Source organism: Methylomonas sp. (genome assembly GCF_023228165.1).
Classification (GTDB): domain Bacteria; phylum Pseudomonadota; class Gammaproteobacteria; order Methylococcales; family Methylomonadaceae; genus Methylomonas.
In genome coordinates this window covers 15,271-29,003 of sequence record NZ_JALOBS010000012.1, presented here as the reverse complement: position 1 = coordinate 29,003, position 13,733 = coordinate 15,271, and the positions used below count along the sequence as shown (strand labels likewise).

The window sequence follows — 13,733 nt, the reverse complement described above, 5'->3', positions numbered from 1 at the left end:
TCGAACGGATTTAACCAACCAGAGTACCTGGCGTGACAGCAATCACAAGGGGGATCATTGCAATACAAGGATTATTATCAAGTCTTGGGCGTTAAAAAAGATGCCGCGCTGGCCGATATTAAAAAGGCCTTTCGCAAACTGGCCCGCAAATATCATCCCGACGTCTCCAAGGAAGCGAATGCCGAAGCGAAGATGAAGGAGATCAATGAAGCCTATACCGTGCTCTCCGATGTCGAAAAACGCGCCGCTTATGACCAACTTGGCCGTGGCTATAAACCCGGGCAGGAGTTTAAACCGCCACCTAACTGGGATGCCGGTTTTGAATTCTCCGGTCGCGGCTTTAATGCCGGAGAAGCGTCCGAGTTTAGCGACTTTTTTGCCGAACTGTTCGGCAAAATGCGTGGCGGCACGGGCAAGCAAGGCGGGTTTTACAGCCAGGGAAAGGTTAGCGCCCGCGGTGAAGATCACCATGCGAAGGTCATGCTGGATCTGGAGGACAGCTTTAGAGGCGCTTCCAGACAAATTGGCCTGCGCGTGCCGCGCATGGATCCACAGGGACATGTTCTGCTGGAAAACCGGCTGCTCAATATTAAAATCCCCCAAGGCGTTTACGAAGGCCAAATCATTCGTTTGGCCGGTCAGGGTGCTCCCGGACTTGGCGAAGGTAAAACCGGAGATTTGTTATTGGAGGTCTGTTTCAACCCGCACCCCAGATTCAGGATCGATGGTCGCAACCTGCATCTCGGTTTACCGGTGACGCCTTGGGAAGCCGCACTGGGGGCGATGGTGAATGTCCATCTGATTGATGGCCAGCTGAAGGTACGGATACCGGAAGGCACTCAAAGCGGCCGGCAACTGCGTCTAGGCGGCAAGGGTATTCCAAGCCGGCCTCCTGGGGATCTGTTCCTGGATATTCAAGTGGTATTACCGCCCGCCGACACTGAAAAAGCCCGACAACTTTACCGAAGCATGGCGCAGGAACTGGCCTTCGACCCGCGTGCCGCACGGAGTTAAATCATGTCACATACCGAAATTACCTTAACCGCGGTTATAGAAGACACTTACCTGACAGTGGAGCAATTGGCGGCACTGTGCTCGGTTGAACCCGACTGGGTGATGCGGCACATCGAGGAGGGTTTATTGTCCGCCACTAAGTGCGAATCTGATCAATGGTGTTTCACCGCCATGGAACTGAACCGAGCCAAACGCATGATAACTATCGAACGCAACTTCGAAGCCCATCCCGAGCTGGCCGCCTTAGTCGCTGATATGCAGGAAGAACTCGATCACTTACGGCGCCAGTTGTTAAGAGCGGGTAAAACAGAGTTTTAGAGCTCCGTTACCGGCAAGGTTAGGCTGAACGTTTTTGGCCGCGAATCCTTTTGCGGCCATTCTTTAGGAATGGATTCCCCTGTTAGCGCCCCTCGTTGACGGTCTTTTCCAATTCTTCATGGGTGAGATGGCGCACATCCTTGCCTTGGACCATATAGATAACATGCTCGCAGACGTTACAGGAATGATCGCCTATCCGCTCCAAGGCACGAGCGGTCCATAGCATATCCAACGCCCGGGTAATATTGCGCGGGTCTTCCATCATCTGGGTGATCAACTGCCGGGTAATACTGGTGTATTCGCGGTCTACCTTGTGATCTTGCGCGGTGATGGCAATGACTTCCTCGGTATCGGTACGGGCATAGGCATCCAGCGCGCCATTGAGCATTTCCTTGACCATCTCCAATAAATGCTCGATTTCGTAGTACTTATCCTGATAATAATCGGCCGCCTCGATCCGCATGGTCATTTTGGCGATACGGGCTGCTTCATCGCCGATGCGCTCCAAATCGGTAATGATCTTGATGGTAGCGATCAACATACGCAAATCAAACGCCGCCGGCTGTCGTTTGGCCATGATTTCAGTACATTCGTGGTCGATATCTTTTTCCAATGCGTTGATCAACTGGTCCTGCTGGATCACTTTTTCCGCACTTTCCATGTCATAACTCATGAAGGCGTTGGTCGCTAAATCGACCTGTTGTTCGACCAGTCCGCCCATGGTCAACACCTTGTTACGGATGTCTTCCATTTCCTTATTGAACTGACGGGAAATGTGTTGGTTTATGATGCTGTTATCCATGAATGATGCTCCTAACCGTAACGCCCGGTAATGTAATCTTCGGTTTGTTTTTTTGACGGATTGGTAAACAGCTCGCTGGTTTCACCAAACTCGATCAGCTCGCCCATGTACATAAATGCAGTGTAATCCGAGACCCGGGCTGCCTGTTGCATATTGTGGGTAACAATGACGATAGTATATTTTTCCTTGAGCTCGTCTATCAATTCTTCGATTTTCAAGGTGGAAATCGGGTCCAAGGCCGAAGCCGGTTCGTCGAGCAGGATCACCTCGGGCTCGATGGCGATGGCGCGGGCAATGACCAGACGTTGCTGCTGACCGCCCGACATGCCTAAGGCGTTGTCGTTCAACCGATCTTTGGCTTCGTCCCACAAGGCGGCGCCCCGCAGGGATTTTTCGACGATTTCATCCAAGACCCGTCTGTCGTTAATACCTTGTATGCGCAATCCGTAAGCAACATTTTCATAAATACTTTTCGGAAATGGGTTGGGTTTTTGAAACACCATACCCACCCGCCGCCGCAAAGCGGCCACATTAATGTTTTTATCGTAAATATCTTCCCCATCCAGTAACAGTTTCCCCTGAATAGTGACCCCGTCGACCAGATCGTTCATGCGGTTAATGCAGCGCAATAAAGTCGATTTGCCGCAACCGCTGGGGCCGATATAAGCGGTAACCTTTTTACGGGGCATTTCCATACTGACTTTGTGTAACGCTTGTTTGCTACCGTAAAACAAATTCAAATCCTGTACCGAAATGCAGGTATCAAACTTGTCGCGGCCGGACTTGTCGGCTCGATTCAGCGCATTGATATCAATGGCATGGGTTTTTCTTGCTTCTGTTGTCATTGTGTTTAATCCAAACGTGTCGTGTTGATGAACAACGTTAATTTTCCAGTGCGCGATATTTTTCTCTTAAATTGTTGCGGATGGCGATTGCGAACATGTTCAAACCAATGATCACCATCACCAACAGCAAGGACGTTGCATAAACCAAAGGCCTTGCCGCTTCGACGTTAGGACTTTGAAAACCCACATCGTAAATATGAAAGCCCAAGTGCATGAATTTTCGGTCTAAATGCAGATAGGGAAAGTTGCCGTCCAACGGCAACGTCGGGGCCAGCTTAACCACGCCCACCAACATCAATGGCGCCACCTCGCCAGCCGCGCGCGCCACGGCCAAAATCAGGCCTGTCATAATGGCCGGACTGGCCATGGGCAATACCGTGCGCCACAAGGTTTCGGCTTTGGTCGCACCCAAGGCCAAACTGCCTTCCCGAATCGATTTAGGTATGCGGGACAAGCCTTCCTCGGTGGCAACAATCACCACCGGCAGGGTCAATAATGCCAGGGTCAGGGAAGCCCATAACAAACCCGGCGTGCCGAATACCGGAGCGGGCGCCGCTTCTGGAAAAAATATCTTGTCGATATTGCCGCCGATGATGTAGACAAAAAAGCCCAGGCCGAACACACCGTAAACAATCGACGGCACCCCGGCCAGATTGTTGACCGCAATACGGATGATACGGGTAATAAAGCCTTGTTTGGCATATTCCCGCAGGTAAACCGCCGCGATCACCCCAAACGGAGTCACTACCACAGCCATTAGCATCACCATTAACACCGTACCGAATATGGCCGGAAATATACCGCCTTCGGTATTGGCTTCGCGCGGATCCTCGGTAATAAAGGATTTAAAGTTTTTCACGTACTCAATGGATTTATCCAGTACGCTCATGGCATTGGGGCGGGTCAGCTTCACCACTCTATTCAGTGGAATGTTGATTTCCCGCCCCCCCGCCTCGGAGACCATAATGCTGTAAGTCTTGATTTCCTGATTCAGCTTGCCCAGTTGTGCCTGGATGACTTTATATTGCTCTTCATAGGCTAATTTTTGCGCAGCAAATTCCTGGCTTTTGGTGCCGTTCCATTGATTTTTCAATTCCAGGGCGCGTTGTTTCAAGCGTAAGCGTTCCAGATCGTAATTAATCGCTCCTACATCTTTATCCTGCAGACTGTCGATTTCATCAAACAAGGCCAAGGCTTCAGCCAGTTTTTCCTGCGCCACGGGCCAAGCTTGTTCACCGTCCGCTATAACTTGGCCGTTTTGTTTTACCGCCAGCAAACGACCGTAAAAATTACCCCACTCCCTGCGCTCAACGGCAATCAGATCTAGCGGGTTACTTTTTTGACGTATATATTGGTCCTGTATCCAGCGGAAATCGCTACCCAGAATATCGCGGTTGCCGGTTTTCACCAGATACTGATGCAAATATTTGGCACCGTTCAACACCTCAAACCCTGCCGCCCTGGCTTGAGCTTCAGGCAACAACGATTCATCAACTTCCTCGCCGATGATGACCGAGTTCTGGCCTTGTTGATTCTGGTATTGATATTCCACAATATTCGCTGGCCAAAAATGCCCCAACCCTCGAATTGCAATCAATACCAACAGGCCCCCAACAAGCAATAAATTAATGCTGACCGCACCAGCTGTCATCCAGATCCACGGGGAACCGCTCTTAAACCATGCTTTAATCATAACGAACTGTATTTTTGTCTCAGATTCTGACGTACCAATTCAGCCAGTGAATTGACAATAAACGTAAACATGAACAGCACCAAGGCCGCTAAAAACAACACCCGATAATGCGTACTATTGACTTCGGCCTCGGGCATTTCCACGGCGATATTGGCGGATAGCGTCCGCAAACCTTGAAAAATACTGATATCCATCACCGGTGTGTTGCCTGTCGCCATTAATACGATCATGGTCTCACCCACGGCGCGGCCCAAGCCTATCATCACCGCAGAGAAAATACCCGGGCTAGCGGTCAGAATCACTACTTTAGCCAAGGTCTGCCAAGGTGTCGCCCCCAAAGCCAGGGAACCCGTTGTCAAATGTTTGGGCACACTAAAGATAGCGTCCTCGGCAATTGAAAATACCATCGGAATCACGGCGAATCCCATGGCTAAACCGACCACCAAGGTGTTGCGCTGGTCGTAGCCGATACCGAATTCAGTTCGCATCCAGGTGCGTAAATCACCACCAAAGCAATACTCATCTACAACAGGACTTAATTCGAATGCAAACCAACCGCTGAAGATAATGACCGGCACCAACACAATGACATCCCAGCCTTCGGGAATGTTATTACGGACCGCGTTTGGCGCATATTGCCAAACATAAGCAAAGATCATGACACCCAATGGTACAAACATTAATAGCGCAAAGATGCCGGTTAAGTGCACTTCCACAAAGGGCGCCAGCCATAACCCGGCCAGAAAACCCAATATCACGGTGGGTAATGCTCCCATGATTTCGATACCGGGTTTTACATACTGGCGCATACTCGGCGCCATGAAATAACCGGTATAAATCGCTCCGAACAAAGCCAACGGAATAGCAACTATCATGGCATAGAACGAGGCTTTCAAGGTGCCGAACACCAACGGTGTCAAGCTCATTTTCGGTTCGAAATCGTTACTGGCCGCGGACGATTGCCATACATAATCAGGTTCGGGGTAACTTTCGTACCAGACTTTTTGCCATAACGAAGACCAGGATACCTCCGGATGTTCATTTTCCACTTTCCAATGCTGTATTTTACCGTCCTCGGTTTGCATCAAAAATGCATTGGCGCGCGGCGACAGGGTCACGGCAACCGGCTTTGAATCCGCCACTTTTTCCTTGATTAATTCCCGCTCGGCCGTGGTGTTGTATATTCCCATTTCGCCATTGGCGTCCACCGCCAGCATGCCTTTACGGCGCTGCTCGGGATTGATGGTAATGATCGGCGCATCGGATACCTTGAACGAACGTAACTTCTGCACGCTGTAATGATTTTGCTTGTCGCGCACAATAGTCCATTGCGCCAACTCGCCGCGGCTGTCGCCAATCAATACGGAAATATCGCCGTTCAAAAATTCCATGCTGGTGATTTCACCACCTTGCTTCATGACGTTGATTTTGTGCTTGATGACCGGCTCGCTTTTATCGGTGACATCCACCACGGTCAAATCGCCGGTACGGCTAGCCAGATAAAGGTTGCGAAACTCCTTGTCCAGCAGCATAAAATCCACATCGCCGGCCGTCATATCCAATACGGCATCGGTGCGCTCCCAAGTGACTTCGTCATCGAACATCGATTCCTTTTTGCCCAGGGTGACGAATACCAAGCGGCTATCCGCTGTTTTGGCTAAAAAGCTGGTGTTTTTATCACCGACCTTAACCGTGACTTTGCTGAGCGCCTGCCCACTGTTGTCGATTACCGTTGGCTCAGTTCCGAACGGATACGAAATAGTCGGGGTTATTAAGCGCTTGCTTTCTGGATAGGATAATTTGTATTCATGCCTGACGACTAAAACCCTGCCATCGGACAAACCATAAACGATAATGCCTTTATCGACGCTACCATGGGCATAACTAGTAATCCGCACCCCTTCCGGTATCGGCAAATCAACTATCCGGTTTACCTGTCCGTCGGCAACCGCAAAAAAAACAGCTTTCCCCGTATCGGTAAAACGAACCCCAATTTCGTTTTGTTCCTCCATGGACAAAAACACGGTACTGCCCATCGCGGGTTCCGGCGCATCGTAGCTGCTTACCGATTCGGCATGCGACGACAGTAACAATGGAAATACCACATAAAGTAGATAGAAAAAGATCAAAACAATCGCCAGAATAATACTCAACCCGCCAATAACAACGGCTTGAGCCACGATTTTATCTTTTAATAGCCGCCAACGCTGATAAGCATCGCTTGATGACAGCTGCAACAGCGTCGATTTCGCCGCGGAAGATTGAGTTTCAGACATAACAAAACATAAGTAGTAATACGTGGCGTCCTTGTATCACACTACAAGGATTTTAAGTATAAAAAAGCCGACAAATCACCAGGGTAATTTATCGGCTTTATTAACGGGCGTAAAATCAAACATTATAATTAATTTATTGATTTTACTTTAATTCCTTAAAGCATCCTTGCTATTAATTCCCTGTATCACTCGTCCGTAAATGATGATTATTGAATCAGTGTTAAGGCTTTCTCAACCGCTTTAGCCGGTAGTGGAATATAACCGTCTTTAACAACAACTTGTTGACCGGTTTTAGACAGTACCATTTTGATGAATTCTTTTTCTAATGGTGCCAATGGTTCGTTTGGTTTTTTGTTGACATAAACGTACAGGAAGCGAGACAGCGGGTATGTACCTGAAGTTGCGTTCTCTGGAGTAGGGTCGACAAAAGGCGAGCCATCTTTGGCGGCCAACGGAATTGCTCTGACACCGGAAGTGGTGTAACCGATACCGGAGTAGCCAATACCATTGTTGGATGTGGTTACAGCTTGAACGACGGAAGCTGAACCAGGTTGTTCGTTAACGTTGCTTTTGTAATCGCCTTTGCACAACGCTTCGTCTTTGAAAAAACCGTAAGTGCCGGAAACAGAGTTACGGCCATACAATTGAATGGGCTTACCAGCCCAACCGCCAGTCAACCCCGCTTCACCCCAGGTAGTAATGTCTGTAGCATGACCGCATTTACGAGTGGATGACATGATGGCGTCCACTTGTGGAATGCTCAAACCTTTCACAGGGTTATCTTTGTTTACGAATACAGCCAGGGCGTCAATGGCAACGGGAATTGCAGTCGGTTTGTAGCCGTATTTGCTTTCAAACTCGTCGATTTCGTTGTCTTTCATTTTGCGGCTCATCGGGCCCAGGTTTGAAGTCCCTTCGGTCAGAGCCGGTGGCGCGGTCGAAGAACCGGCTGCTTGAATTTGAATATTGACATTTGGATATACTTTGCCGAACTCTTCAGCCCACAATGTCATTAAATTAGCCAACGTATCGGAACCCACACTGGAAATGTTGCCCGATACGCCGCTAGCTGCCGCATATTCTGGCAAGGATGGGTCAACAGAAGCTGGCGCAGCCGCCACGCCACTTGCCATAAATGCTGTAGAAGCAAAGCCAAATCCAAGGATGAGTGACTTCAGCTGAAATGTTTTTTTCATATTATTTCTCAATCAATGTTTAAAACCAGAATCTATACTGCCCTTTGAGCGTGACAATAGTATGAAGCGAATATGACAGTTTTATGACAATGAGTAATTGTAAGCCGCTCCGGGGCTTTTTGCTATCGTTAAACCCGGTTTCGTCTGGTCAATGTCAAAAAACTATACGAAAAATCCACACTCGGATCGTCAGCCACCTCGACCCGTTCCAAGCTCTGCCAGGCCGAATAATCTATCTCCGGGAAATAGGTGTCGCCGGCAAATTCGCGTTCAATGAGGGTTAAATAAAGATTATCCGCTTGCGGCAACATCGTTTCATAAAGCGTCGCACCGCCGATTACAAATAGTTCCGAACCAGCTTGTAGCTGTTCCAACGCACTTTCAATATCGGCAAAAACCCGGCAGCCGGGCTGGTGATAATCCCTGTTGCGGCTGATAATGAGATTTTCCCGGCCAGGCAACGGCCTGCCGATGGCCTCAAAAGTTTTACGCCCCATCAAAATGGGCGAGCCCAGCGTAATGTGCTTGAAGCGCTTTAAATCCGCGGACAAATGCCATGGCATCGCCCCATTCAGACCGATGACCCGATTACTGGCCATGGCGACGATCAGTGAAATTTTCATGGTTTGTGATTACTATGCGCGACTTAACTTGGCTGTACATTTTATATGAAACATATCCTTCTAGTCTTTACAGGCGGCACAATCGGCTCTCAAGTCGAACATGGCGCTATCGATACCCATGCCGGTGCCGGTTTTCAATTGCTGCATCTGTTCAGCCAACATTATCGCGATCACAACCAAATTAAATTTACCAGCCTGCAGCCGGTACAAATCCTCAGCGAAAATCTGCATCCGGGTGTTTGGCAACAGATCATTGAGGCCATAGAAAGCCAGGATTTATCGCAATTCGACGGCATCATAATCACCCATGGCACGGATACGCTGGCTTTTAGCGCGGCGACTTTGGGCATCTATTTCAATGCGTTAAAAATTCCACTGCTGCTGGTATCTAGTAATTATCCCTTGGGGAATCCGCAAGCTAACGGCTTGCGCAATTTTATGTGCGCCGTGGCGTTCATACGCCAACAGCGCCAAGCCGGGCTATTTGTTCCTTACCAAAACCCAGGCCAACCCATGCATGTGCATATCGGCACACGCTTAAACAGCTGCTTACCTCTCAGCGGCGATTTTATTAGCGTGCAAGCCAAACCCTATCTACGCTATGAGAACGGCGGCTTTACAGTCTTGCATGATTTGCCGCCTAGACATACGCCGGTAACCGGCCTAAAAAATCGATTTGCGCACATATTATTGATCAAGCCTTATCCTGGCCTAAATTACCGATGTTTTGATCTGGAAAATGTCGACGCCGTATTGCACGACCTTTATCATTCCGGTACCGCTTGCGCCTCGCAACAATGGGGCCAAGCCAACAGTCTACTGGCTTTCTGCCAACGTTGTCGGCAAAACGGCATTCCGCTTTATATGGCGCCGTCCATAAAATCCGCTGCAGCTTATAGTTCAACTCAACAGATACTTGCCTCCGGCGGCAAAATGATCTGGAATAATTCCCTTGAAGCCGCCTATGCCAAACTTGGCCTGGCTTATGCGAGCTTTACCGACATAAAAGCAATCGATGATTTTCTTGACTGGAATGTAGCTTGGGAGCAGGTTTAGTTTGCAAAGCCTCGCCGGACTATTTAACTTGAAAATAACTCGTATACTCGTATTTTCTCTAACGTGGCCACTGCCGAGGGATTGCCGATATCCGGCTTAATAATTAATTCAATAGTCGTTACGCCAACCATATCGACTAAATGCATTTCGGATTCCGCAGTCGCCCCGTCGGGACTGAAATTCCATTGTTGCCGAACGATGTCTCTGAAAGTGGCACCCTGATCCTGAGACATACGCAACACATATTCTTGCGTTCTACTGAAAGCGGATTCCAAGAAATCGAGCTGCACGCAGCGGATATTTTGCGCCTGCCCAAATAACAACCGAATGGTTTGCTCACCCGGTCCGCCCGCTTGCCAGCCTTGTTTAAACCCCGGCAGCAATGCGGCTTCTATAGGACGATCCGGATTTTCAGAGCTTACTTCAACGCTTGCGAGAGCGTCCAGGTCACGCCAATTTTCCGCCGTGAGCGGGGTGGATGTTTCAATACTACCGATGATGCGTTTTTCCATTTTACTCGTACAATAATAATCCTCGGAAATAATATAGCTATTTACCGAGGATTGGTGTTACTTTAATAAACCGGATAAATAATTAGGGAAATTATATTTAATCAAAACCCCTATCTTATCTCCAAGAACAACATAAATAACATACGAAAAGTAAAGTACGGTTAGGGCATAAATAATTGTAGACATAGCTTTAGCTTCATTGAAAAATCGATTCCAACTTGGATATAAAATTATCCTCTAAAAGAAAGGGCACGTCCTGTGCCCTAAATTAAGGAGGGTGTTAATCTTTTAAGAAGCTAGCCATGATGCCCTCGGGATCGATGCCTTGATGAGGGAATTGCTCCCACAAACCACCGCAGCCTTCTTTATGCGTACCCAGATGCGCGTATTTAGGCGTATAGCCGCGCTCCAGCAACCAGCTTCCCATTCGACTACCCAAACCTGTCTTGCGGTTAAAGGCTTCAACCACCATCACCTTGGGCGATTTACCGATCTTGGCCAGCATATCTTCGTCTATGACGTTAAGTGTCGGTTTGTTGATCAAGCCGACATCGATACCTTGTTTTTTCAGGCGCTCCACGGCATCCAGCGAGCGGTACAAGGCCTCACCAAAGCTGACGATATAACCGGCGCTACCTTCCCGAATCACTTCATCCTTGCCGGATACGAATTTATAAGCACCGCCGAAGAACTCGTTGCCATTACTATCCAGAATAGTCGGCACTTTGGAGCGGGTTGAGAACACGAAGCGCAAACCGGGATTGAAGAAAATGGTTTCCAGACAGGCTTTCATCTGCAGCGGATCGGCCGGGAAATACAGATTGGTATCGTAACCGTCGCTCAAACCATTGTCGGCAAACATATTGTTTAAACCGAAATGGCAGGTGTTGTCCGCCATGTCGTCGATACCGGAATGCGAGAAATGGCTCAGCACATTGGAATTGTTCAGGCGCGCCATGGTGATTTCGGAAATACACATTTCCAAAAACGCACTGAACGTACCGAAAATACCTTGTTTGCCCGCTTCCATGCCGAAACCGGCCGCCGCCGCGAAATTGCCGCGTTCCATGATACCGGAGGATATGAATACTTCCGGGAAGGCTTTGTGAATTTTGATCAGGCCGCAAGAGCCTTCCAAATCACTATCGACCACCCGCACTTTTTCGATTCTTTCCGCATCACTCATGCGGCCGAGGATTTCCACGCAAGCGTCGCCGAACACGTTACGGTTGGCATCCCATTTATCGCTGGAACCCAAAAATACCGCGTCGTTTTTAGGCGCTTGCACGGTTCTTAGATGGTCGGCCGCCGCTTGTTGACCATGCGACTCCAGATATTCCAGCGCGACTTTGACAGATACTACGTCATGGCCGTGCGTCGAACCTTCGAGACCGACAATGCCTGGGCACATCGGCCTATGGTTGATGACCGCTACCGGGCCAGACGTATTAATCGCGGTGCAAATACGTTTATATAAATCGTCAAGATCTTCGCCGTCGCCTTCCAAAACGGTGACGCCTTGACCCGCCAGCGTTTTGGCGGTACTGCAACCTTTTAAATAATCGGAGGGGTGACCGGCGATGGTGACATTGTTATCGTCGATAATCAGTTTTACATTCAACCCTTGCGCCACCGCCAGACGGGCTGCTTCCGCATCGTTACCTTCCTGCTGCGAACCGTCGGAACCCAGGCAAAATAAAACCTTGCCGGGGTTGGCGATTGCCACGCCATTTACATACGGCCACATGTGGCCCAAACGGCCGGAACTGAATTTTACGCCTGGCGTAAAACCCAACTCGGGGTGACCAGGCAAATGAGAATGCGCGGCACGGTATTCCATCAGACGTTCGGCCGGCAGGTCGCCGTTCAAGGTGGACATCAAATATTGGGTTGCCACCCGATGCCCGGCTTCGTCGAAAAATATCGGTACAAACGCATCCGAACCACGGAATAACGCATCCATGATCATAACTTCAGGCACCGTATCGTAAGGCCCGCCGGTATGTCCGCCCACCCCACGGGCAGCACCCGTGGCAGTGAAAAATACGATAGCGTCGCGACAAAGCTGGATATTGGCTTTGAGGCTGGCTCTTTGCTCGGCAGTTAAAGTTGGGTTGTTTGGGTTTAAAGCGATGCGCTGATAAGCGCCGAGATCAATTGGAAATTGGGACATAGTCAAACTCTTGGTATATATATTATTGTTATAGACGCACAATCAGATTGCGCCGTCATTTTACCCCTGTATAAAACTACAACGGCAATTAAAACCTTGTAAAAATAATTTGCCAATTAGCAACATAATTGATGCTTTTTTACAAAAGCCGTTGTTTATAAGTCGCTAATTTAAATTAATTTTCCATGCCGTTGGGCTCAACCTTACACCCATTAAATCGCGCTTTGCAAGCTTTTTTAAAGTCCCTTAATTTTGTACAGAAATAGGCCTTGACAAGAAAAGCCTAATTGCGAGCCGCCAAAATTGGTATTCAAATAAAGCGATAATTTGTAGCCTCAGTATTGGTAGTTTACGTTTATCGCAACAATACCGAGTGAAATTAAAAATGTATTTCAATTCAATCTATTCGAACGTAGACCTGGATATTCTCGAAAAAATACCATAACCAATAACTTTAATATCATACTGTTCACACAACCAATTGAATTACAAAGATTAACCGACGCCAAAGCCGCTCAACTCATTGTTTAAAGCGTTATGAAGCAGAAATAGCATTTAATTTGTTGAGCTATCGTTACTGCCCGATCAAATTAAACCCTAGCAGCATCCATCCGCCATCCCGGCCTGGATAACTCACTTATCCGCCGAATAACTGATGATCGATCAAATCGCACAGACAATGGGAGATGAGTAGATGCACTTCCTGAATCCGCGCGGTGGACCCGGACGGTACCCGGATTTCTATATCGGCTTCGTTAAGCGCGCCAGCCAACGCACCGCCATCCTTGCCGCTCAGCGCTATTACAGTCATTTCCCTATCGTGAGCGACCTTTACGGCTTTGAGGATATTGGCGGAATTACCGCTAGTGGTGTACACCAATAAAATATCGCCGGCCTGCCCCAGGGCGCGCAATTGCTTGGCGAAAATTTCGTCGAAATGATAGTCGTTGGCAATCGAGGTGATGGTCGATGTGTCGGTGCTTAAAGCAATGGCCGGCAGTGCGGGACGTTCGCGTTCAAAGCGATTCAACATTTCGGAAGAAAAATGCTGCGCGTCCCCGGCGGAACCACCATTACCGCAGGTCAGCACTTTTTTGTCGTTGACCAGTGCCTCGACAATTTTTTGCGAAGCGAACTCGATCAGTTCGCATAGACTGGCCATGGCATCCTGCTTGGTCTGTATGCTGTCGGAAAAGTGGTTGATGATACGGTCTTGTAAGCTCAT

At 48.7% G+C, this 13,733-nt stretch carries 12 protein-coding genes; 3 read left to right on the top strand and 9 right to left on the bottom strand.

What is annotated here, in order from left to right; genetic code table 11:
- Positions 1–57: 57 nt before the first annotated feature.
- Positions 58–1,014 (top strand): DnaJ C-terminal domain-containing protein, encoded by a 957-nt coding sequence (locus M0R33_RS10590; RefSeq protein ID WP_292568563.1) that lies wholly within the window; start codon positions 58–60, stop codon positions 1,012–1,014.
- 3 nt (positions 1,015–1,017) lie between these two features.
- On the top strand, positions 1,018–1,332 hold the full coding sequence (locus M0R33_RS10585; RefSeq protein WP_292568561.1) for a chaperone modulator CbpM: 315 nt from the start codon (positions 1,018–1,020) through the stop codon (positions 1,330–1,332).
- Between the two features lie 82 nt (positions 1,333–1,414).
- Here M0R33_RS10585 and phoU read toward each other — a convergent pair whose 3' ends face one another.
- The 6 genes from phoU to M0R33_RS10555 form a co-directional block, all read right to left on the bottom strand.
- A complete protein-coding gene (gene phoU, locus M0R33_RS10580; RefSeq protein ID WP_292568559.1) occupies positions 1,415–2,134 on the bottom strand; it encodes a phosphate signaling complex protein PhoU in 720 nt (239 codons plus the stop codon).
- 11 nt (positions 2,135–2,145) lie between these two features.
- Positions 2,146–2,979: a phosphate ABC transporter ATP-binding protein PstB gene (gene pstB / locus M0R33_RS10575; protein ID WP_292568557.1), complete on the bottom strand. Its 834-nt coding sequence runs from the start codon at positions 2,977–2,979 to the stop codon at positions 2,146–2,148.
- A 37-nt stretch (positions 2,980–3,016) separates the two neighbouring features.
- Positions 3,017–4,672 carry a phosphate ABC transporter permease PstA gene (gene pstA / locus M0R33_RS10570; protein ID WP_292568555.1) on the bottom strand — a complete coding sequence of 552 codons (1,656 nt, stop codon included), beginning with the start codon at positions 4,670–4,672 and terminating at the stop codon, positions 3,017–3,019.
- Complete coding sequence (locus M0R33_RS10565; protein WP_292568554.1) at positions 4,669–6,948, bottom strand: ABC transporter permease subunit; 2,280 nt, start codon at positions 6,946–6,948, stop codon at positions 4,669–4,671. The genes pstA and M0R33_RS10565 overlap by 4 nt, the downstream gene beginning before the upstream one ends.
- Positions 6,949–7,154: 206 nt before the next feature.
- Positions 7,155–8,144, bottom strand: coding sequence for a phosphate ABC transporter substrate-binding protein PstS family protein (locus tag M0R33_RS10560; RefSeq protein ID WP_292568552.1), 990 nt, complete (start codon positions 8,142–8,144; stop codon positions 7,155–7,157).
- A 128-nt stretch (positions 8,145–8,272) separates the two neighbouring features.
- Positions 8,273–8,767, bottom strand: a complete 495-nt coding sequence (locus M0R33_RS10555) for a dihydrofolate reductase (protein WP_292568550.1) — start codon at positions 8,765–8,767, stop codon at positions 8,273–8,275.
- Between the two features lie 45 nt (positions 8,768–8,812).
- Here M0R33_RS10555 and M0R33_RS10550 point away from each other — a divergent pair, with 45 nt between their 5' ends.
- On the top strand, positions 8,813–9,823 hold the full coding sequence (locus M0R33_RS10550) for an asparaginase domain-containing protein (RefSeq protein ID WP_292568548.1): 1,011 nt from the start codon (positions 8,813–8,815) through the stop codon (positions 9,821–9,823).
- Between the two features lie 23 nt (positions 9,824–9,846).
- On the opposite strand, the gene M0R33_RS10545 is transcribed toward M0R33_RS10550, so the two are convergent.
- From M0R33_RS10545 to M0R33_RS10535, 3 genes are all read right to left on the bottom strand, one after another.
- Complete coding sequence (locus M0R33_RS10545) at positions 9,847–10,335, bottom strand: carbohydrate-binding protein (protein WP_292568546.1); 489 nt, start codon at positions 10,333–10,335, stop codon at positions 9,847–9,849.
- A 280-nt stretch (positions 10,336–10,615) separates the two neighbouring features.
- A complete protein-coding gene (locus tag M0R33_RS10540; RefSeq protein ID WP_292568544.1) occupies positions 10,616–12,508 on the bottom strand; it encodes a transketolase C-terminal domain-containing protein in 1,893 nt (630 codons plus the stop codon).
- Positions 12,509–13,145: 637 nt separating this feature from the next.
- Positions 13,146–13,733, bottom strand: a complete 588-nt coding sequence (locus tag M0R33_RS10535) for a phosphoheptose isomerase (RefSeq protein WP_292568542.1) — start codon at positions 13,731–13,733, stop codon at positions 13,146–13,148.